Origin of the sequence: Halomonas sp. AOP7-E1-9 (assembly GCF_052376035.1) — a bacterium.
GTDB classification, from domain to species: domain Bacteria; phylum Pseudomonadota; class Gammaproteobacteria; order Pseudomonadales; family Halomonadaceae; genus Vreelandella; species Vreelandella citrativorans.
The window spans coordinates 23,746-43,418 of sequence record NZ_JBQSVC010000007.1 but is presented as its reverse complement, the minus strand read 5'-3'; the positions used below and the strand labels follow the sequence as shown (position 1 = coordinate 43,418).

Annotated in this window: 16 protein-coding genes; 11 read left to right on the top strand and 5 right to left on the bottom strand. The window is 54.7% G+C overall.

Annotation, left to right across the window (positions count from 1 at the left end; genetic code table 11):
* Together ACT3R4_RS06135 and argA are read left to right on the top strand one after the other, a co-directional pair.
* Window positions 1-1,266: an inorganic phosphate transporter gene (locus tag ACT3R4_RS06135; RefSeq protein ID WP_193055359.1), complete on the top strand. Its 1,266-nt coding sequence runs from the start codon at window positions 1-3 to the stop codon at window positions 1,264-1,266.
* Between the two features lie 188 nt (window positions 1,267-1,454).
* The gene (gene argA / locus ACT3R4_RS06130) at window positions 1,455-2,771 is read left to right on the top strand and encodes an amino-acid N-acetyltransferase (protein WP_193055360.1); all 1,317 of its coding nucleotides are present in this window, start codon (window positions 1,455-1,457) and stop codon (window positions 2,769-2,771) included.
* 159 nt (window positions 2,772-2,930) lie between these two features.
* Here the strand turns inward: argA and ACT3R4_RS06125 are convergent, their stop codons facing one another.
* On the bottom strand, window positions 2,931-3,785 hold the full coding sequence (locus ACT3R4_RS06125; RefSeq protein WP_193055361.1) for an SDR family oxidoreductase: 855 nt from the start codon (window positions 3,783-3,785) through the stop codon (window positions 2,931-2,933).
* Window positions 3,786-4,500: 715 nt separating this feature from the next.
* Here ACT3R4_RS06125 and ACT3R4_RS06120 point away from each other — a divergent pair.
* From ACT3R4_RS06120 to ACT3R4_RS06110, 3 genes are all read left to right on the top strand, one after another.
* Complete coding sequence (locus tag ACT3R4_RS06120) at window positions 4,501-5,166, top strand: hypothetical protein (RefSeq protein WP_193055362.1); 666 nt, start codon at window positions 4,501-4,503, stop codon at window positions 5,164-5,166.
* Window positions 5,167-5,259: 93 nt separating this feature from the next.
* Window positions 5,260-5,697 (top strand): phage holin family protein, encoded by a 438-nt coding sequence (locus ACT3R4_RS06115; RefSeq protein ID WP_193055363.1) that lies wholly within the window; start codon window positions 5,260-5,262, stop codon window positions 5,695-5,697.
* On the top strand, window positions 5,694-6,857 hold the full coding sequence (locus ACT3R4_RS06110; RefSeq protein ID WP_193055364.1) for a DUF3618 domain-containing protein: 1,164 nt from the start codon (window positions 5,694-5,696) through the stop codon (window positions 6,855-6,857). The genes ACT3R4_RS06115 and ACT3R4_RS06110 overlap by 4 nt, the downstream gene beginning before the upstream one ends.
* Window positions 6,858-6,969: 112 nt before the next feature.
* On the opposite strand, the gene ACT3R4_RS06105 is transcribed toward ACT3R4_RS06110, so the two are convergent.
* Window positions 6,970-7,902, bottom strand: coding sequence for a MurR/RpiR family transcriptional regulator (locus ACT3R4_RS06105; protein ID WP_193055365.1), 933 nt, complete (start codon window positions 7,900-7,902; stop codon window positions 6,970-6,972).
* 193 nt (window positions 7,903-8,095) lie between these two features.
* Between ACT3R4_RS06105 and ACT3R4_RS06100 the strand changes: the two genes are divergently transcribed.
* Together ACT3R4_RS06100 and ACT3R4_RS06095 are read left to right on the top strand one after the other, a co-directional pair.
* On the top strand, window positions 8,096-9,421 hold the full coding sequence (locus ACT3R4_RS06100; protein ID WP_193055366.1) for an aspartate aminotransferase family protein: 1,326 nt from the start codon (window positions 8,096-8,098) through the stop codon (window positions 9,419-9,421).
* A gap of 38 nt (window positions 9,422-9,459) precedes the next feature.
* Complete coding sequence (locus ACT3R4_RS06095; protein ID WP_193055367.1) at window positions 9,460-10,032, top strand: carboxymuconolactone decarboxylase family protein; 573 nt, start codon at window positions 9,460-9,462, stop codon at window positions 10,030-10,032.
* A 19-nt stretch (window positions 10,033-10,051) separates the two neighbouring features.
* On the opposite strand, the gene xseA is transcribed toward ACT3R4_RS06095, so the two are convergent.
* A complete protein-coding gene (gene xseA, locus ACT3R4_RS06090) occupies window positions 10,052-11,392 on the bottom strand; it encodes an exodeoxyribonuclease VII large subunit (protein ID WP_441678003.1) in 1,341 nt (446 codons plus the stop codon).
* Between the two features lie 109 nt (window positions 11,393-11,501).
* On the opposite strand from xseA, the gene ACT3R4_RS06085 reads away from it, so the two are divergent.
* Window positions 11,502-12,014, top strand: coding sequence for an opioid growth factor receptor-related protein (locus tag ACT3R4_RS06085; RefSeq protein ID WP_441678002.1), 513 nt, complete (start codon window positions 11,502-11,504; stop codon window positions 12,012-12,014).
* Between the two features lie 20 nt (window positions 12,015-12,034).
* Here the strand turns inward: ACT3R4_RS06085 and ACT3R4_RS06080 are convergent, their stop codons facing one another.
* Window positions 12,035-12,787, bottom strand: coding sequence for a hypothetical protein (locus ACT3R4_RS06080; protein WP_172118174.1), 753 nt, complete (start codon window positions 12,785-12,787; stop codon window positions 12,035-12,037).
* 106 nt (window positions 12,788-12,893) lie between these two features.
* The gene (locus ACT3R4_RS06075; RefSeq protein ID WP_441678000.1) at window positions 12,894-14,624 is read right to left on the bottom strand and encodes an SWIM zinc finger family protein; all 1,731 of its coding nucleotides are present in this window, start codon (window positions 14,622-14,624) and stop codon (window positions 12,894-12,896) included.
* A gap of 216 nt (window positions 14,625-14,840) precedes the next feature.
* Here ACT3R4_RS06075 and guaB point away from each other — a divergent pair, with 216 nt between their 5' ends.
* From guaB to ACT3R4_RS06060, 3 genes are all read left to right on the top strand, one after another.
* Window positions 14,841-16,310, top strand: coding sequence for an IMP dehydrogenase (gene guaB, locus ACT3R4_RS06070; RefSeq protein WP_172118172.1), 1,470 nt, complete (start codon window positions 14,841-14,843; stop codon window positions 16,308-16,310).
* Window positions 16,311-16,404: 94 nt separating this feature from the next.
* Window positions 16,405-17,982, top strand: coding sequence for a glutamine-hydrolyzing GMP synthase (gene guaA, locus ACT3R4_RS06065; RefSeq protein ID WP_441677998.1), 1,578 nt, complete (start codon window positions 16,405-16,407; stop codon window positions 17,980-17,982).
* Between the two features lie 307 nt (window positions 17,983-18,289).
* Window positions 18,290-19,477, top strand: coding sequence for a tyrosine-type recombinase/integrase (locus ACT3R4_RS06060; RefSeq protein ID WP_441677996.1), 1,188 nt, complete (start codon window positions 18,290-18,292; stop codon window positions 19,475-19,477).
* The last annotated feature ends 196 nt before the right edge of the window (window positions 19,478-19,673 follow it).

Sequence of the window (19,673 nt, the reverse complement as noted above, 5' to 3'; positions counted from 1 at the left end):
ATGCAAATTATTGCCCAGTACGGCGAGATATTTATTATTCTGGCCTGTTTATTTGGCTTTTTCATGGCGTGGGGCGTCGGCGCAAACGATGTTGCCAACGCCATGGGAACGTCGGTGGGGTCGAAAGCGATCACCATCAAGCAAGCCATCATCATTGCTGTTATTTTCGAATTTTTAGGCGCCTGGCTTGCCGGTGGTGAGGTTACCGCCACCATTCGTGGCGGCATCATTGATCCCAACCTGCTTGAAGCCAACCCACAGTTTTTGGTTTACGGCATGCTGTCAGCGCTGTTGGCGGCAGGCATTTGGCTGATGGTCGCTTCTGCCCGCGGCTGGCCGGTGTCGACCACACACTCCATTGTTGGTGCCATTGTCGGTTTCGCGGCGGTAGGTCTAGGCGTTGATGCGGTGGCCTGGGACAAGGTCGGCCAGATTGCCTCTAGTTGGGCTATTTCTCCGCTGATTGCCGGTACCATCGGCTATATGCTGTTTAAGTCGGTACACCACTTGATTTTCGAGAGTTCAGATCCGTTAGCGGCGGCCAAGCGCTATGTGCCGGGCTATATATTTTTGGTCGGCTTTATTGTTGCCATGGTGACGCTGACCAAAGGCCTTTCCCATGTTGGTCTGCATCTTAGCTTCAGCGAAAGCCTGCTGCTTTCGATTCTGATTGGTGTGCTGATCATGGGCCTTGGCATAGTAATGCAGCGGCGTATCAAGTACACCAAGAACGCCAATGACCACTTTGGCTATGCCAATGTTGAGCGTGTTTTCGGCGTGCTGATGATCTTTACCGCGTGTGCCATGGCCTTTGCTCACGGTTCCAACGATGTCGCCAATGCGGTGGGGCCGCTGGCCGCCGTCATAAGTGTCGTGCGCAGCGAAGGTATGATTGATAGCGCGGCGTTGGTGCCCTGGTGGGTGCTGGTATTGGGCGGCGCGGGTATCGTCGTTGGTCTGGTGACGTATGGGCGTCGGGTAATTGCGACCGTGGGCACCGGGATCACCGAGCTCACCCCTAGCCGTGGCTTTGCCGCAACGCTTGCCGCTGCGAGTACCGTCGTCGTTGCCTCGGGCACGGGCCTGCCAATTTCAACGACCCATACGCTGGTCGGCGCGGTGTTGGGTGTCGGGCTGGCGCGCGGTATGGCGGCACTTAACCTGCGCGTTATTGGCACCATTGTTGTCTCTTGGTTGATTACCCTGCCCGCCGGTGCAGGCTTAGCGATTGTGTTCTTCTTTATGTTTAAAGGCATGTTCGGCTAACGGTGTAACAGGCGGCGCCACCCGGCGCACGCCCGCACAAAAAGCCTCAAGATCAGCGGCACCTTCATGCAGATTTGCGCTAGCCGATTTGCAATAGAAGGTGCCGCTGTTTTTTGCGCTCTGGTAAAGTAGCGCGAGTAGTGTTGTAAACGTCGTTTTTTCTTTCACCTGCTGCCGGAGAGCGGCCCTTGGATAAGCATTTCCCCTTTGTTGATTGGTTTCGTAACGCATCCCCCTACATTAATGCGCACCGGGGGCGAACCTTCGTCATCTTGATTGAAGGCGAAGCCATGGCGTCTGGCCGTGGGGAGCAATTGATTCAGGATTTAGCCCTGCTGCATACCTTGGGCGTGCGCTTGGTGGTGGTATTTGGCACCCGCCCGCAAGTGCAGGAAGCGCTTGGCCAGGCCGGTGTTGAACCCATGCGCATTAACGGACGCTGGGTGGCCGACCGCGCCGTAATGACCCATGTAGAGCAGGTCGCGGCCCACCAGCGGCTTTGGCTTGAAGCACGGTTATCGCTTGGCCTGCCCAGCACGCCGCTTCACGGTGTAGAGCTTAGCGTGATTTCCGGTAACCTGGTCACCGCCAAGCCCTTGGGTGTTCGGGAGGGGGTGGACTTTGATCATAGCGGCGAAGTACGCCGCGTTCGGGCTGGCGCCATTGAAGGGCTGCTCGATAAGGGCTCGCTGGTACTCCTGCCGCCACTGGGTTTCTCAAGCACCGGCGAAGTGTTCGACCTGGACGCCGCAGAAGTTGCCCAGCATGCCGCCGTAGCGCTCAAGGCCGACAAGTTGATCCTGCTGGGCGAATCAGAAGGCTTACAGGATGAGGGGGGCGCCTTGCTGCGCCAGCTAACGCCAGGCGATGCTGAACCCCGGCTTGAGAGCGCGCTGCCCGGCAGCGAGCTTGCCCGCCACCTTCAAGCTGCGTGCAACGCTGCACGAGAGGGGGTGGCCCGCACCCACCTGTTGTCGTGGCGCAATCACGATGCGCTGCTGGGTGAGCTTTTTACCCGCGACGGCGTGGGCACCATGATTACCCAGCACCGCTACGAGCAGCTACGCCCGGCTAAGCTCAACGATATTGCAGGGCTTCTGGAGCTGCTTGAACCGCTGGAGCGCCGCGGCATGCTAGTGGCGCGCTCGCGTGAGCGTTTGGAGCATGAAATTGATGACTATATGGTTATCGAGCGCGATGGCATGGTGATTGGCTGTGCCGCGCTGCACGTGTTCCCTAACACCACAGTTGCCGAGTTGGCCTGCGTGGCCGTGCACGGTAACTACCGTGGGGGCGAACGCGGTGAACGCTTAATGGAAGCGCTGGAGCGCCGCGCACGCCAGTGCGGTGTCAGCGAAATATTTGTATTAACCACCCACACGGCCCACTGGTTTGTGGAGCACGGCTTTCAGACCGCCAGCCTTGAAGAGTTACCCCCTTTAAAGCGCGAAGCCTATAACCACGCACGTAAATCGAAGGTATTACTGAAAACGCTGAAAGTTTAGCTAATAACGTAGCGTGTGGTAAGCGCAGCGCACCCGCGGGAGCAGCGCGCAGCGGTGCCGGGGTTGAAGTTTGATGGTGCACTTGGGCGGCAAAGCCGCCCAGCTCTCTTGCATCTTTTGGCCTTTAACACCTTTTGGTTTTTAACACCTGTGCCGGGCTTACGTATTTAAAATAACCCCACCGTTCAGGTGTATCGTCTGCCCCGTCATGTACGAAGACTCTTCGCTTGCCAGGTACACATAGGCAGGCCCCATTTCGCTCGGTTGCCCGGCGCGATTCATGGGTACTTGCCCGCCAAACTCGGCGACTTTCTCATCGTCAAAGCTTGCGGGGATCAGCGGTGTCCATACCGGGCCTGGGGCAACAGCGTTCACCCGAATGCCGCGACCGACCAGCGACATGGCAAGCGAGCGCATTAAACCCTGGATAGCCCCTTTAGTGGCGCTGTAATCGATCAGTGTGTTGTTGCCTTTAAAGGCATTAATGGAGGAGGTGGCAATAATGGTATCGCCTTCCTCCAGATGAGGTAACGCTGCCTTGGAAAGGTAGAAATGGCTAAACAGGTTGGTCTGGAAGGTACGCGTTATCTGCTCGTCGGGGATCTCGGTCAGATCGCTCCAGTCGTACTGTTCGGCCGCATTGTTGACCAGAATATTAAGCTTGCCGAAGTGGTCCAGCGTTTTTTTAACGATGTCACGACAAAAGGCGGGGTCAGCTACATCGCCCTGTAATACCAGGCAGCGGCGACCTTCCGCTTCCACCAGGGCTTGCGTATCTTCGGCATCTTTAGGCTCTTTAAGGTGAACAATCACGCTATCGGCGCCTTCACGGGCGTAATGTACCGCTACCGCGCGCCCAATACCGCTATCACCGCCGGTAATAATCGCTACCTTATCAACAAGCTTATCGGTGCCTTTATAGCTATCACGAATAAATTCAGGTTCCGGACGCATTTCGTGCTCATCACCGGGCTGTTTATTCTGGTGCTGAGGAGGCTGTTTCTGGTCGCTCATGTGCAGTGACTCCTTGTTGGGACGTTAATCCTTCCTCTACGAAAAGCCGTGGCCTAATCGTATTTCTGCGTTACTTACACTAGCGCAAGGTTTTATCAAGAGCCAATTCAAGTGTGTTTGATTTATAAAAGATTGAATTGTTATAAAGTTCGGGGTTGATGGCTGAAGGGTTTTTTATAGGCTTGAGCTGGTATAGATGAGTTGTTTGTCCTTTTAATCTTTTTTATCAACCATGTGATGCGTTTGCTGAGGTTTGATATTTATTTAAGTAGATATTTAAAGGATGGGTTAGGTGTTTTAGACCCTGATGAACAAAGGTCATCAGCTTGAGAGGATGCCGCTATTCATGCCTGCTGGATGTGAGGGAGGGTAGCAGTGGTGGGAGGTTGAGGCGGATTGGTTGATGTTTGTTAAAGGCTGGTTTTTGCTTTTAATTAAATGTTTTTTGATATTGGTTAAATAGCGGTGCCGTAAGGGTGTGCCCAAGGTTATAAATTGACAGGGAGTGTTGGGTAACTATAGTGAAAAAGCCGATTTATATTAAACAACTATTTGGGTGGTGAGCTCGTTATCTAGTGCGTGTGTTTAATTGATTAGCGGTTCAGTTCGTTTTGTTTCAAGCCACTGTTTGTTAACTGCTTGTTAATAAGTGTTTGTTAGTGCGTGCTGGTTAACAAGTACGTTAACGCGTGAAACGACAAGGAGGAAGTAACAAATGAATGATTATGGAAAACAGGCTGACCCAGGTTCTTCAAATACCGACTCGCTCAAACAGCAAGGGCGCGACGCGGCACATGACGTAGGTGAAGCGGCTCAGCATCAGGCTGAAAGCTTTTACAATCAGCAGCGTGATACCGCCACCGAGCAATCGCAAAAATTTACCAGCGCTTTTCGTAAGATGGCTGATGAGTTTGATCATCAAGATCAGCCGTACTTCTCACAGCAGGCGAGAAAGTTTGCCGATACAGCTGATCGTTTTTCAGAAAAGCTACGCAACAAGGACTTAAACAGCATCTGCCAGGAAGCGAAAAGCTTCAGCGAACGTGAGCCTGCCTTGTTCTTTGGCGGGGCAATTGCGGCTGGTTTTTTGGTGACACGCTTCTTGCGTAGCTCAGGCAAGCATTCGCACTCATCTGGCGGTTCAAACCGTTATTCAAACGGCCCAGGTAGTTATGCTCATCCGTCATCGGGTGCTTATTCAAGCCATGAGTCTCCTACGCCTGAGAACCCGGAAGGTGGCGTGATGGGTGGGGCATCTTCGCGTGCCTCGGACCCCACACAGCAACGCTCAGCGCCTACGGCAACGCCCGGCGGCACGGCTGATACCACTACTGCTACGCCAGGTTCAACCAATAAGCCCGGTGACTCCGGTCGGCTGTAGCTGGCCTGTGTAGCCGCCAGCTGTGGATCAACCTGTCGCCAGGTTTAAAAGATTGAGTTGAAGGCCCTTAATCAAGGGCAAGAGAGGTTATGAATGGATTCAGATCACAATACGCCCCCACAAGGCGCGTCGGTCGGCTCGCTTTTATCGACGGTGATGCAGGAAATAACGTCGTTAGTGCGCAACGAAACCGAGCTTGCCAAGGCAGAGGTGTCGGAAAAAACGCATCAGGTCATGATCACCTTGGCGGCCATTGCGGTCGCAGGCGCGGTGCTTTTAGGCGGCTTTCTCACGCTGCTTGCCGCCCTTGTCTTTATGCTCAATGAGGTGCTTCCTCCTGATATGACGCCTTGGCTCTCTGCCATTATCGTAGGCGTGGTGGTATCGGTAATTGGCATCGTGATGCTTAAAAGTGGGCTTGCCAAACTTCAGGCGCGCAGCCTGGTGCCTGACCGCACGTTGCATAGCCTACAGGCCGACAGGGAGCTCGCCAAAGAGCATAGGCATAACGTCAAGGAGGATTTGAAATGAGCGATCACAGCCATAACGACAGCCACAGCGATATCCATAACCAGCGCGACCACCATGACCATCGCAGCACTGAAGAGATTGAAAAGGACATTCATCGCTCACGTGAACGCCTTGACGCCACGCTGCATGAAATTGAGGAGCGCTTCTCTCCTCAACAGCTGTTAAACAGCTCTTATGATTATATTCGTCATGGCGGTGCTAACGAGTTTGCATCCAACCTGGGCGCAACAATCAAGCAGCACCCGCTACCGTTTTTGATGACCACTGCCGGTCTTGGTTGGTTGATGCTTTCCCAGCGTCACCCGAACCATGAACGGCGCCATCAGCATGCATCTTCGCACCGCTATGCAGATGAACATGCGGTGAGCGGCTCGCCGGGAGTGCCGGTTCATGAAGGCACGCATACCGATGATGGAACGCCTATCTATAGCGGTACGCCAGGCTACGTTGCCGGTAATCCAGCACAGCATGGCAGTAGCAAAGGCCGTATGAGCAGCATGAAAGAGGGCGCGAAAGACAAGGCTCATCATATTAGCCAAAAGGCCAGAGATACCGCTCACCACCTTGGCGACAAAGCACATCATCTTGGCGAAAAGGCACAGCACATGGGAGGCAGTATGCGAGACACCACATCCCACCTTCAGCACGGCACGCGGGATCACCTGCACAACATGTCGGATCGCGCTCGCCACGCGGGCAGTCAATCCTCTGAGTTTATTCAGGAGCATCCGCTGGTGGTCGGTGCGCTAGGGTTTGCGCTGGGTGCTGCGTTAGCGGGGCTGTTCCCCACGACGCGTAAAGAGGATGAATACATGGGCGAATACCGCGACCGCGCCTTGCACAAGGCATCCGAAGCGGGCCACGAGCAGGTGGATAAAGCCCAGCAAAAGATTCATGAGAAAGCCGAGCACATGAAAGAAGATGCGCATTCTGACCACACGCATTCGACGTCCGGCCAGCCTTCAGCGTCTTATGCAACGCCGGGCACGCCATCAAGCAGTAGCCCCACAGGTCATGGCTCAGCTTCAAGCATTAGCGCAAGCACCACGGGCGCCACGCCGAATACGGCCAAGGGAGTCACCGAACCCGGCCTTGCAGGCTCCAGTACGCCCTCCGGTAATACGCAAGGCAACGACACCTTGACGCCGCCCAGGCGTTAATCAGGCAAGCAGACGCTCTTATCTTGTCGCGCAGTGCCCGGCCTTGGCTGGGCACTTTTTTATGGGCAGCATTAATGCTTTTTGCGCCCGAAGCCAGCCAAAGCGGTAGCGTTCACTCTCGCCGGGGGAGCGCATTCGAGTAGGTATTAAGATGCGCAAGATGGTCATCGGCGTCCTGCAGCGCTTCTAGCGTGGCAGGGCGGTCACGCTCGGCCAGCAGTGTGCAGAGCACTTCCGAAACGGCCAGCGCAGGGGCCAGAGTATGAAAGAAGCTGTAGCTCTCAGTGGTGCAGGAAACCGTATGCTCGGAAATACTCACCAGCGGTGATACCTCGCTATCGGTGATCGAGAGAACCGCTAGGCCTTTATCTTTTGCTAACTGCGCAAGCATTAGCGTATCGCGCGCGTAGGGGTTGATGGATATGGCCAGCAGCACCTCATCCGGTTTTGCACGAATCAGGGCATCGCCCCCCGTGCCAGCAGGCCCATCAAGATGTACCGAGCGCTCGCCCAATAGCGACATAACGTAATGAAAATGCCAGGCCACCGCATGGCTTGAACGTAACCCCAGCACATAGATTTTTTTGGCTGCCGCGAGCCTTTCGGCCATGGCGGTCAAGCGCTGCAGTGGCTCAGGCTCGCAAAGCGCGGCTATCTGGGTGCTTAACCCGTGCAGCATGTGATGCGCAATATCACTGCCTGGCGCGCTTACCGCCTGACCATCACGTTGGCGCACCTTGGCCGCAAAGCCATCGCTTCGCTGACGCACTGTTTGTGCATAGTGGGCGCGAATTTCGTTATAGCCCTGAAAGCCCAGCACCTTGGCAAGCCGCGTCATGGTCGCCGGTTGAACCGCCGCCAAGCGCGCCAATTCGCGCATGGACACCAAGGCCACTTCTTCCGGATGCTCAAGTAGGTAGCGCGCGGCCTGTTGCAGCTGTGCTGACATGCCATCGAACTGTGCAATGATCTGCTCTCTTAACGGATCACTCTGGGATACAGGACTTTTTGACGCAGAGCTTTTTGATATAGGGCTTTTTGACATAGCAGAGCTGCCTCTTGAATACGCCCAAGGGCTTTAGATGATTGCGCACGAGGGTAAGGGCGCTTTTCGATAAAACAATGATCCAATTGTTTTAATTTTTCAATTAAAGATTTGTATGTTGCATTGGCGCCCTCGGTCGTGTCACTCTTGTTCTAAATAGGGTGGTTGATGGTCATCTGAAGAGGAAAGGGCTATGACGCGTATTCTTCACCGCAGTATTGGTCAGGCGTTACCGCATGCGGCGTCAGCGCAGGGCGTTTATATCACTGATACCGAAGGCCGCCGCTACCTGGATGGTTCGGGTGGGGCGGCGGTGACGAGTGTGGGGCACGGCCATCCGGAAGTGCTGGAGGCCATGCGCGCCCAGATTGATAACCTCTGCTACGCCCATACCGGATTTTTCACCACGGATGCTGCCGAGGAACTGGCTGAGCAGCTGGTGAACCTGGCGCCAGACGGGCTGGATTATGTCTATCTGGTATCCGGTGGTTCAGAGGCGGTAGAGGCCGCGTTAAAAATGGCCCGCCAGTATTTTGTTGAAACCGGCAGGCCAGAGCGGCGGCATATTATTGCCCGGCGCCAGAGCTATCACGGCAATACCCTGGGCGCGCTTGCCACTGGCGGCAACGCCATGCGTAGGCAGCAGTTTCAGCCGCTTTTGCCTCAAACGCACCATGTTTCACCCTGCTACGCCTACCGTGACAAGGCAAGCGACGAATCTTTTGAGGCGTACGCCGCCAGGCTTGCCGATGAGCTTGAGGCCAAGATTCTTGAGCTGGGCCCTGAAAGCGTCATGGCGTTTGTGGCCGAACCGGTGGTGGGGGCGACCCTTGGCGCGGTGGCCGCTGAGGCCGATTACTTCAAGCGAGTGCGTAAAATCTGCGATCAACATGGCATCCTGCTGATTCTTGATGAAGTCATGTGCGGCATGGGGCGCACGGGCACTCTGTTCGCCTGCGAGCAGGACGGCATCACGCCGGATATTCTCACCGTGGCCAAAGGCCTGGGCGGCGGCTATCAGCCGATTGGGGCCGTGCTCTTGTCATCCGCTATTTATGAGAGCTTCGCCAACGGCTCCGGCCTTTTTCAACATGGGCATACGTATCTTGGTCACCCGGTCGCGGCGGCTGCGGCGAACAAGGTTGTCGAGATCATCGCACGGCCTGAAACACTGGCGAATGTAAACGCCATGGGCGCGCGCTTGCAAAGCGGCCTTGAAGCGGCGCTGGGTGCGTCACCTTACGTAGGTGATATTCGGGGTAGGGGATTGTTTCGAGGCATTGAGCTGGTGGCCGACCGCGAGCTAAAGACACCGTTTGATTCCGCTCGAAAAATCCACGCCAGGATCAAGCGCCAGGCCATGGCACGGGGCCTGATCAGCTATCCCATGGGCGGTACCATTGATGGCGTGTATGGCGATCACGTGCTGCTCGCGCCGCCGTATACGATTAATGCAGACGAGATTGATCTCCTCATTGAGCGGATTACCCAAGCGATTGACGCCGCAATAGCCGAATAACGGGCGCGAGAGCCAAATAATACAAGAGGAAATACACCATGAAGCAGTCCCCCTGCCCGCCGATGAGCGACGCCGATTGGCCAGAAGCGTTTACAGAGTTACGTGAAGGTTTTGCAGGCGCGATGAACGTCTACCGCACCATGGCACACCATCCGACCCTGCTAAACGCCTGGGCGCCGTTGCGGCAGCACGTGGTGAAGGACAATGCCTTGGGCCCCGAGTTAACCGAGGTGGTGATTCTACGTGCCGGTTTTCGCCTGGGGTCGGCCTATGAGTGGGCCCACCATGTCAGTCGTGCGCTGGCGCTAGGATTTTCTGATGCGAGGATAAATGCTATTCGTGGCGTGCCTGAATCAATTAACGGCGTTGATGGCCTGATTGTTAACGCGGTAGATGCGCTACTCGACAAGCGTATGCTGGCAAGCGATCAGGAAGAAACATTGGCCGAGGCGATTGGGCGTGAAGCCGTGATCGACCTGATGGCCATGGTCGGCTTCTATTCGGTGCTGGGGTATTTGCTCAAAACTTACGACACGCCGATTGATGAGGGTATTCAAGAAGAGGCGCGGTTGAACCCAGGCCTGTTTTCGCTAACGCCACCTTCAGCGTAACCAGCGAAGGTTGATCTGCTTACTTAAACCGCCGCTTTACCTCGACATTCAACCTGCCTTCACCCAGGCGCAGCGAGAGCTTCTGGCCGGGTTTGGTCTCCTCGGCGCGGCGCACGACCTGGCCCTTTTCATCCTGAGCAATGGCGTAGCCCCGGCCCAGTACGGCCAGTGGGCTAATCGCATTAAGCTCCCGTGCGGCGCTGGTTAAACGCGCCTGCTGACGTTGAAGCTGGCGCTGCATGGCGTTTTCCATACGGCGGTGCAATTGGCCCACCCGTTCGCTTTCTGCACGGTGCAGGCGCGCCATGTCCTGGCTCGCCAAGCGCTTGCCCAGCTGCGTTACGCTTGCCTGCTGCTGAGTAAGCGTTTGCTGCATAGCGCGATTTAAACGCTGGGCAAGGGTCGCCACGTGCTGGCGCTGGCGGTTTAGCTGCTCGCCGGGATGGCGAAGCCGTGCGCGCAGGCTATCCAGCTGCTGGCTATCGCGCTCCAACCGGCGCTGCATGGCGCGGTGAAGGCGGTGTTGCTGATCCACTAACTGGCGCTTCAAGGCGTGTTGGTCCGGCACCAGGCGCTCGGCGGCAGCGGAAGGGGTCGGGGCGCGAACATCGGCGGCAAAATCGGCAAGCGTGACATCCACTTCATGGCCCACCGCCGACATCACCGGCAGGCGTGAATGAAAAATCGCCCGTGCCAGGTGCTCGTTATTAAACGCCCACAAATCTTCCAGGCTGCCGCCGCCCCGTGTGATTAACACCACATCGCGCTCAGGGTCCAACCGTGCCTGGCGGTTGAGTAGCCCAAGTGCTGCGATCATCGCGGGGGCGGCTTCCTCGCCCTGTACGGGCACTGGAATCAGCGTCACATCTGCCAAGGGCCAGCGCGCCGCTAAAACGGCCAGCACATCACGAATGGCCGCGCCGGTAGCTGAGCTTAAAATCAGAATTTTGCGTGGCGGAAAGGGCAGGGGGCGCGTATTGGCAAACACGCCCTCGGCATCCAGCTGGGCTTTGAGGCGCTCAAAGGCGGCCAGCAGCTCGCCCAGCCCGGCCGCCTGCACGGCTTCGGCAATCAGCTGGTAGTCACCGCGCGGTTCAAACAGCGACACTTGCCCGCGCAGTTTTACCTGGTCACCATCGCGCATCGGCGCCGATACAAAACGCGCCCGCTGACGAAACAGCGCGCAGCGCACCTGGGCGCGGTCATCTTTAAGCGTGAAGTAGATATGCCCGGACGCCGGGCGCGAAACGTTAGAAAGCTCGCCTTCCACCCACACCTCGCCCACATCGCGTTCAAGGGTTTGCTTGGCGCGCTGGTTGAGTTGGCTGACGGAGAGTGCAGTGGGCGTTGGTGCGTTCATTGCTATCCCTTGCTTTAGGGAACCCAGGAATCTTGACGGCTAGTCGAGTAAAGTGGTGTCGCTACTTCAAGGTATCATTGTATTACCGAGGGAATCACGAGGAAATGCTATGAGTCACCAGCTTACACCGCTGATCGCTTTTTACCGTAGCGAGGCACCAGATCATAAAGGGCGCTATATCAATGCCATTTGGGCTTTGTCGCACTTTTGGTTGGAGCACACCCATGATTATATTCAATGGCTTTTTCCCATTCCTGAAGCTGGTCGTTTTAACGCTTTTGCCCCGCGACTGACTGATGTCGAGCGTGAAGTATTTCACGACGAGAGTGCGTTACGCGAGCAGCAGCGCGTGTCGTTGGATGTGATGTTACGTTTTTTGGGTTTAGTGCGGGACGGGCTCACCATTACCGCCCAACCGAGCCTCAATATCCGTGATCATGTATGGCTCAAAGCGGGTGGGCATAATCACCTGCGCATCTCGCGGATGATTCGTTCTTTGGCACTTTGCCACCAGTGCGATCTGGCGCTGGCTCTTCAGCAAGCCGTCATACACATTGGTACCGAGCAGGGCATCGTCTCGAATGCCTCGATCCAGTATTGGAGCGAGGCACATAGGGAGTAGCCTGTATTATTCGGTTATTGTTACTGGCATGCCGCAATAATAGAAAAGCCGTAAAGCCTTACGTCTGGCGTTCCTTCAACGAGACAGCCTCTTCGGCGTGATGTGGTCACTGGGTCTGTCAGTGGCTGGAAGTAGCTGAAGTGGTGGCTCGCGGGGTCATCACTATCCACGTCGGTATCTAGCTGAGATACGATCCTTTCGTGTGTTGCAGCGCTGAGTGCTTCCCATTGCTCCATGTTGCCCTTCTGTCTGTTATCTACATGCAGGTAGAGGGCGATAGGGAGCTTGATAACCTTCTTCTTTAGTGCTTTTCCCAGGCTTGTTTCATCAAGCTCGATGAGCTGATTGACGGCTTTTTGCCACGGGCGAACGAGTCGCTGTGTAGTTGTTGTGTACTCTTCACCAGGTTGACGACCATTCACAGAAGCACGAATGACTTTCAGTTCGACGAGGAAACTGGTGCTGCGATAGTCGAAAATGATATCCACTCGGCCTTTGCCGCTGGCGTCATCTGTCTGACGAGATACCTGTACTTCAGTGGCAATGTGGCCGATCTGGCTATTAAAGCCATCACTGAGCAGCGCCTTGATAAAGGTACCGTAGAGTTCCCGCTCATTGGGAATACGTGTATTGCGAATGAAATGACGCGTATCTGGATCGTCAAGCGCTTCCCCCAACGCACTGCATAATATCACCATCATATCGCGCGAAACACGTGCCCCCGTGATGTTATCCGGATTGCTGTAGTAGAGCTGCTTGGGTTGGTCTGCCATTGTTATTACCTTTTATTAATAATAAACAGCATGATACACCTTGTAGCCATATTATTCGCTCAAGGGTCTGTTTGGCGCGCTGGTTGAGTTGGCTGACGGCTACCTCTTATTTGAGGATGTCTGGAAAGGCTTCATTCAACCACTTAATAAAGTTCCGCTTGGCTTTAAATTCGCTATGTAGCTGCGCCAGCATGTGCGCAAAAGCAGTGTATTGAGCTGGCGTTTCCAAGCTCTTTTGTAGCTCTTTCAGTAATGCGATGCCTTGGCGATAGCCCTGATTATTGGTTTGTTCTATATATAGCCGTACCAGCCGCAGGTAGAGCGGTATCTGGGCATCGGGAGAGGGCAGGGCTTTGGCTAATTGGTACAGCAAGTGCGCTGATACTTTATGCTCAGCGCACAATGCTTGGGCATCGTCCAAACGATCCTCGTGCAAGTAAATTTCCAATAAGCTGTCTTTTGCCCGTTGTACTTGGTAGAAAGGCATCTTCTCCGACGGTTGGGTGATGCATTTTAATAACCAGTCACAGGCCTGTTGGCGATAATCGGTGGCTAGCTGATGTGCTTCTATTAGCGTTACTAGCTGCCGGTAATCTTCCAACTGCTGGGTATGCTGATAGATCCCCCACTGTTGCTCTGCCGCCGCGTCTGCTTCGCCGCGATGCAGCTTTAGGCGTATCTCAAGCCGGTTGCGTTCAAGCCGCCAGCGATGGTTGTTTTTTGCCTCGCACTCAGCAGCATACGTTAGCCACGCTGCCACTTGGTCCCAGGCTTCATACGCTATACACAGCTCAGCAGCCTCTAGGCAGTCCTTCTCATCGCTGATGGTTTTCTGATACAGCGCCAGTATTGCGGGCAGGTCACCGGCGGCTTGCGCACGTTTGAGTAACGGCTCGCGCAGGCGAGTCAATCGGTAGCGATCATCCCATTCCATGGTGGCTGTTTGGTTCGGCAGTTCATCCAGGGCTTGTTGCAGGCGCTCATGATAGGCATTTTGGCTCGCTTGGTTCAGCACATCCAAATAGGCATCAGGAATGGGTGGGTAGCGATCCTCTTCCCCGCCAAATGATTTTTCATAGAGGTAGTCTGCTAGTTTGTCGGCAGGCCAATCGAGCCGCTTTACGGTCTTAATATGCAAGGTGTGCAAGAGGTGTTCGCAGTGGAAACGGAAGCCGCCGGAGTCATCAATGGTTTCCAGCGCTTTATCCATGCGCGCGAGTGCGTAGTCCACCAGTGCCAGGCTTTTTACTGAGGGGAGTTGCGGCACTTGTTCGGCCAACTGTTCAAGAACGGCTTCTGCCTTACTGAAATAGTGGCTCACTTGAGAATAGCGGAACAACCCACGATTGATGGGAAACGCAGCGGTGATGCGTTTTTTCAGCGCTTTATGATCCAGCACGCCAAGTGCTGCATCCGCCTTCAACGACCACTGTTGGTACAGCACAGGGTCATTTTCAATAAGCGATAACAGAGCCTCGACCAGCGAGGGTTTGTCTAACGACTCAACGTAAGCGTGAATGCGATCTGAAGTGTCGCCTTCTACCCGTTGTGCTTGCTTGGCTTGCTCTGCGCGGAACGCTAGCGCAACGGCCACGCAGTGCTTGCAGAAATCAATGCCTTCGGAGGCAGGGCAATTACAACCTCCGCTCAAACCTTGCTTGGTTAACGTCAATGTCACATGGTAAAGCTCGCTGCCCTCGACGTCAGCGCTAATGGTGGAACCGCTTTTATCCCAATGGATCACCATGCCCTGTTGGTAATATTGAACCCCTCGGGAAAAAGCCGCATCACCCGCCAACATAATCAGCTGTGAGTCTGAAATTAACGTCTCATCCATTGTCGCCACCCGACATTTCTATAGAGCTAAATGACGTATAGGTTAACATTAACTGCAGGGTAATAGCCGTCACAGAGTATGCGCTAGCAGTGAGCCAAGCAGGAGTAGTGACGTTGAATAGGGGCAGTAGCATTGCTGGGGAACCCCTCAAAACGCTATAATGGGGGATTAACTTTTCACGCCCCTTCTTCCCACATCAAATTGGGTGTTGCCGCTATGCTACGTATGGCCCAAGAAGCGCTTACGTTCGATGACGTACTTCTCGTTCCTGGCTTCTCCGATATCCTCCCCAAGGATGTCAGTCTCAAAACTCGCCTGACCCGTAATCTCTCGCTTAATATCCCGCTCGTTTCTGCTGCGATGGACACCGTGACCGAAGCGCGTCTGGCGATTGCGATGGCTCAGGAAGGCGGCATCGGCATCATTCACAAGAACATGACCATGGCCCAGCAGGCCACGGAAGTGCGCAAGGTCAAAAAGCACGAAAGCGTCATTGTTAAAGACCCGGTCACCGTTAGCCCCAAGGCCAAGCTTGAAGACCTTCTCGCTATGGCGAAAGAGAACGGCTTCTCCGGCTTCCCGGTGGTGGAAGGCGAAACGCTGGTAGGTATCGTGACCGAGCGTGACATGCGCTTCCAGCCGAATGTAGGCGACAGCGTGGCCGATATCATGACCCCGCGTGATCGGCTGGTTACCGTTAAGGAAGGCACTGACCTTGAAGCCAGCAAAGCCAAGATGCGCGAACACCGCATTGAGAAAATGCTGATTGTCGATGACGCCTTCCACCTGCGTGGCCTGGTTACCTTCCAGGATATCGAAAAAGCCCGCACCTACCCGATGGCCGCTAAAGACAGCGATGGCCGCCTGTTAGTAGGCGCCGCCGTAGGCACCGGCCCAGAAACCCCGGACCGTGTTATCGCACTGGCGGAAGCAGGCGTTGACGTGATCATTGTCGATACCGCTCACGGCCATTCCCAGGGCGTTATTGACCGCGTTAGCTGGATCAAAGAGCACTACCCGGACATTCAGGTCATCGGCGGCAACATTGCCACCGGCGCCGCTGCCAAAGCATTGGCCGAGGCGGGTGCTGATGGTGTGAAAGTGGGCATCGGCCCGGGCTCCATCTGCACCACGCGCATTGTGGCCGGTGTGGGCGTGCCGCAAATCACCGCCGTTTCCAACGTGGCCGCCGCACTTAAAGAGTATGACATTCCGTTGATTGCCGACGGTGGCGTACGCTTCTCTGGCGACCTGGCCAAGGCAATTGCCGCTGGCGCAAGCGCGGTGATGGTTGGTGGCCTGCTGGCCGGTACCGAAGAAGCGCCGGGCGAAGTCGAGCTGTTCCAGGGGCGTACTTATAAAGCCTACCGTGGCATGGGCTCCATGGGCGCCATGGCCCAGAACCAGGGCAGCGCCGACCGCTACTTCCAGGATAAGGACGCTGGTGCCGAGAAGCTGGTGCCCGAAGGCATCGAAGGCCGCGTACCGTATAAAGGCATGATGAGCGCCATTGTTCACCAGATGATGGGCGGGCTGCGCGCCTCCATGGGCTACACCGGCTGCCGCGATATTCAGGAAATGCGCACCAAGCCGGAATTTGTCCAGATTACCGGTGCTGGTTTTAACGAATCCCACGTTCACGACGTGCAGATCACCAAAGAAGCTCCCAACTACCGGGTGAGCTAACCAGCGCTTTAAGTAACACGGCGGCGGGCATTGCTCCGCCGCTTGCTTTTCGGCCTTACCAGCAGCACCTCCACTGCTTACTCGAGATACCGCCATGAATGATATCCACGCCCACAAAATCCTGATTCTCGACTTCGGCTCGCAGTACACCCAGTTGATCGCCCGCCGGGTACGCGAAATTGGCGTATTTTCTGAGGTTCGCGCCTTCGATATCACCGAAGAAGAGATCCGCGAGTACAACCCTAACGGCATCATCCTGGCCGGCGGCCCCGAGTCCGTGACCGAGCTGGATTCCCCGCGTGCGCCGCAGTGCGTGTTCGAAATGGGCCTGCCTGTGTTTGGCGTTTGCTACGGCATGCAGACCATGGCCGAGCAGTTGGGCGGTAAGGTGGAAGGCTCCAACAAGAGCGAGTTTGGCTATGCGCAAATCCGCATTGACGCTGAAAACGCGCTGTTCAAAGACATCAAAGATCACGTAGACACCGAAACCGGCAAAGCCCTGCTGGATGTGTGGATGAGCCACGGCGACAAGGTCGCCCAAGCGCCTGCCGAGTTCACCATTACCGCTTCCACACCCAGCTGCCCAATTGCCGCCATGGTCTGGGAAGAGAAGCAGTTCTACGGCGTACAGTTCCACCCGGAAGTCACCCACACCCTGCAAGGTCAGCGGATTCTTGAGCACTTCGTGCTGGATATCTGTAAAGCTGAAAAACGCTGGACGCCTGCCCAAATCATCGAAGACCAGGTACAGCGCGTACGCGAGCAGGTAGGCGACCGCCACGTACTGCTCGGCCTTTCCGGCGGTGTAGACTCTTCCGTAGTCGCCGCGCTGTTACACAAAGCGATTGGCGACCAGCTGACCTGCGTATTCGTAGATAACGGCCTGCTACGTAAAGCGGAAGGCGACCAGGTCATGGAAACCTTCGCCAAGCACATGGGCGTCAAGGTTATCCGTGTAGACGCCGAAGACCTATTCCTGGGCAAGCTTGCAGGCGAGAAAGACCCGGAAGCCAAGCGCAAAATCATCGGCAACACCTTCATCGACGTGTTCGATGAAGAAGCCAGCAAGATTGAAGGCGTCGAGTTCCTGGCCCAGGGCACTATCTACCCGGACGTAATCGAATCCGCCGCCTCCAAAACCGGCAAGGCGCACGTCATCAAATCCCACCACAACGTGGGTGGCCTGCCAGAAACCATGAAGCTCAAGCTGGTTGAACCGCTGCGCGAACTGTTCAAAGACGAAGTGCGCAAGCTTGGCCTGGAACTCGGCCTGCCCTACGACATGGTTTACCGCCACCCCTTCCCTGGGCCGGGCCTGGGCGTGCGTATTCTGGGTGAAGTGAAGAAAGAGTACGCCGACATCCTCCGCGAAGCCGACGCCATCTTCATCGAAGAGCTGCGCGCCTCCGGCTGGTACGAAAAAACCAGCCAGGCATTCGCCGTCTTCCTGCCGGTTAAATCCGTCGGCGTAGTAGGCGACGGCCGCCGCTACGAGTGGGTTATCGCCATTCGCGCAGTAGAAACCATCGACTTCATGACCGCCCGCTGGGCGCACCTGCCGTATGAGTTGTTGGAGAAGGTGTCCAACCGGATTATCAATGAGTTGGGTGGGGTGTCGCGGGTGACTTATGATGTGAGTAGTAAGCCGCCTGCTACTATTGAGTGGGAATAATCCTCCTTTAAGAAAGGTCTGGCATTAACAGGCACTAAATCAACCTTAAGTCCGCGTAATTGCGGACTTTTTTTGTTTTTAGCTTAGTCAATTTTGGCAATGTCTGGCAACGCCAAGCACGGTTTGACCGTGGTATTTTGATGGGTATGATTCATTGGTAATGCCATGGATTACGCCCGATACCATGCTGAGTGTTTTTGATGGGGCATGGTATTAATTTTTTATATCTATTTGTTTTATAAAGATTAACGTCTAGTTTTTTAGGGGTGTTTCAGCATGGTATCAAACAAGAATAATAGGTCGAAACATGCTGACTGATACCAAGCTACGCAATCTCAAACCCAAAGATAAACTTTACAAAGTCAATGATCGTGATGGCCTCTATGTTGCTGTCACCAAAGCGGGGTCTATCTCCTTTCGCTACAATTACTCGATCAATGGCAGACAAGAAACCATTACCTTTGGCCGCTATGGAATAGGAGGCATCACGTTAGCAGAAGCACGTGAGCGTCTCAATGAAGCGAAGAGAATGGTTACTGATGGAAAGTCACCGGCCAAAGAGAAAGCCCGTGCGAAGGCGAGAACGAAAGATACTGAAACCTTTGGTGCTTGGGCTATAAAATGGCTACGAGGTTATCAGATGGCTGATTCTACCCGGGATATGCGTCGCTCAGTCTATGCCCGAGAGCTCAAAGATAAATTTGGTAACTGGAAGCTCACAGAAATTACCCATGAAGATCTGCGAGCACTGACTGACTCGATAGTAGAGCGTGGTGCGCCCGCAACGGCTGTACACACGCGTGATATTGTACTTCAGGTGTATCGGTGGGCAATTGAACGGGGCCAGAAAGTTGAGAACCCGGCAGACTTGGTGAGGCCCGCAAGTATCGCTCGATTTGAGCCAAGAGACCGAACGTTAACACCGGCTGAAATCGGTTTGATGTATCGTTATATGGAAAAAGTTGGAACCACGCCTTCGATTCGTGCTGCGGTAAAATTGCTATTGCTAACTATGGTGCGCAAAAGCGAATTAACCAATGCGACTTGGAGTGAAATTAACTTTAGCGAAGCGCTGTGGACGATTCCGAAAGAAAGAATGAAACGGCGAAAGCCTCACTTGGTGTTTTTGTCACGCCAGGCGATGGACATTCTTATTGCCTTGAAGACATTTGCCGGTGGGTCTGATTATATTCTTCCTTCCCGTTATGACTCCGATGCCCCAATGAGCAGTGCGACAATGAATCGTGTATTGGCTTTAACGTACAAGGCTGCGCAGAAGGATGGGCAGTCACTAAGTAAGTTTGGGCCGCATGACCTACGTAGAACAGCGAGCACTTTGCTGCATGAGGCAGGATACAACACGGATTGGATAGAAAAGTGCCTGGCACACGAACAGAAAGGGGTGAGGGCAGTTTACAATAAAGCCGAGTACCGAGAACAGCGCGCGGCCATGTTGCAGGACTGGGCTGACATGATTGATGAGTGGACCACTTAGTATCTTGCTATCAATTATACGAGTAACACAATTATACGAGTAAGTCTTAACTTGATCTGTCAGATTTGATGAGAAATTAATCATATCTGACAGCCATCTAAGTATCATTTTTGACTCGTCTCATTTTAAGCTTGTTAAGGTAACTGACATTCAACGTAACTGATTTTTGGACATAAACGCGTTAGATTAATGACTC

Bases quoted from the DNA above. Each gene is read 5' to 3' on its own strand.
- ACT3R4_RS06110 (WP_193055364.1), top strand. From the start codon at position 5,694: ATGAGCGATCACAGCCATAACGACAGCCACAGCGATATCCATAACCAG.
- ACT3R4_RS06115 (WP_193055363.1), top strand. From the start codon at position 5,260: ATGGATTCAGATCACAATACGCCCCCACAAGGCGCGTCGGTCGGCTCG.
- ACT3R4_RS06075 (WP_441678000.1), bottom strand. From the start codon at position 14,624: ATGGATGAGACGTTAATTTCAGACTCACAGCTGATTATGTTGGCGGGT.
- ACT3R4_RS06060 (WP_441677996.1), top strand. From the start codon at position 18,290: ATGCTGACTGATACCAAGCTACGCAATCTCAAACCCAAAGATAAACTT.
- guaA (WP_441677998.1), top strand. From the start codon at position 16,405: ATGAATGATATCCACGCCCACAAAATCCTGATTCTCGACTTCGGCTCG.
- ACT3R4_RS06095 (WP_193055367.1), top strand. From the start codon at position 9,460: ATGAAGCAGTCCCCCTGCCCGCCGATGAGCGACGCCGATTGGCCAGAA.
- ACT3R4_RS06085 (WP_441678002.1), top strand. From the start codon at position 11,502: ATGAGTCACCAGCTTACACCGCTGATCGCTTTTTACCGTAGCGAGGCA.
- ACT3R4_RS06100 (WP_193055366.1), top strand. From the start codon at position 8,096: ATGACGCGTATTCTTCACCGCAGTATTGGTCAGGCGTTACCGCATGCG.
- ACT3R4_RS06080 (WP_172118174.1), bottom strand. From the start codon at position 12,787: ATGGCAGACCAACCCAAGCAGCTCTACTACAGCAATCCGGATAACATC.
- ACT3R4_RS06125 (WP_193055361.1), bottom strand. From the start codon at position 3,785: ATGAGCGACCAGAAACAGCCTCCTCAGCACCAGAATAAACAGCCCGGT.
- ACT3R4_RS06105 (WP_193055365.1), bottom strand. From the start codon at position 7,902: ATGTCAAAAAGCCCTATATCAAAAAGCTCTGCGTCAAAAAGTCCTGTA.
- ACT3R4_RS06120 (WP_193055362.1), top strand. From the start codon at position 4,501: ATGAATGATTATGGAAAACAGGCTGACCCAGGTTCTTCAAATACCGAC.
- ACT3R4_RS06135 (WP_193055359.1), top strand. From the start codon at position 1: ATGCAAATTATTGCCCAGTACGGCGAGATATTTATTATTCTGGCCTGT.
- guaB (WP_172118172.1), top strand. From the start codon at position 14,841: ATGCTACGTATGGCCCAAGAAGCGCTTACGTTCGATGACGTACTTCTC.
- xseA (WP_441678003.1), bottom strand. From the start codon at position 11,392: ATGAACGCACCAACGCCCACTGCACTCTCCGTCAGCCAACTCAACCAG.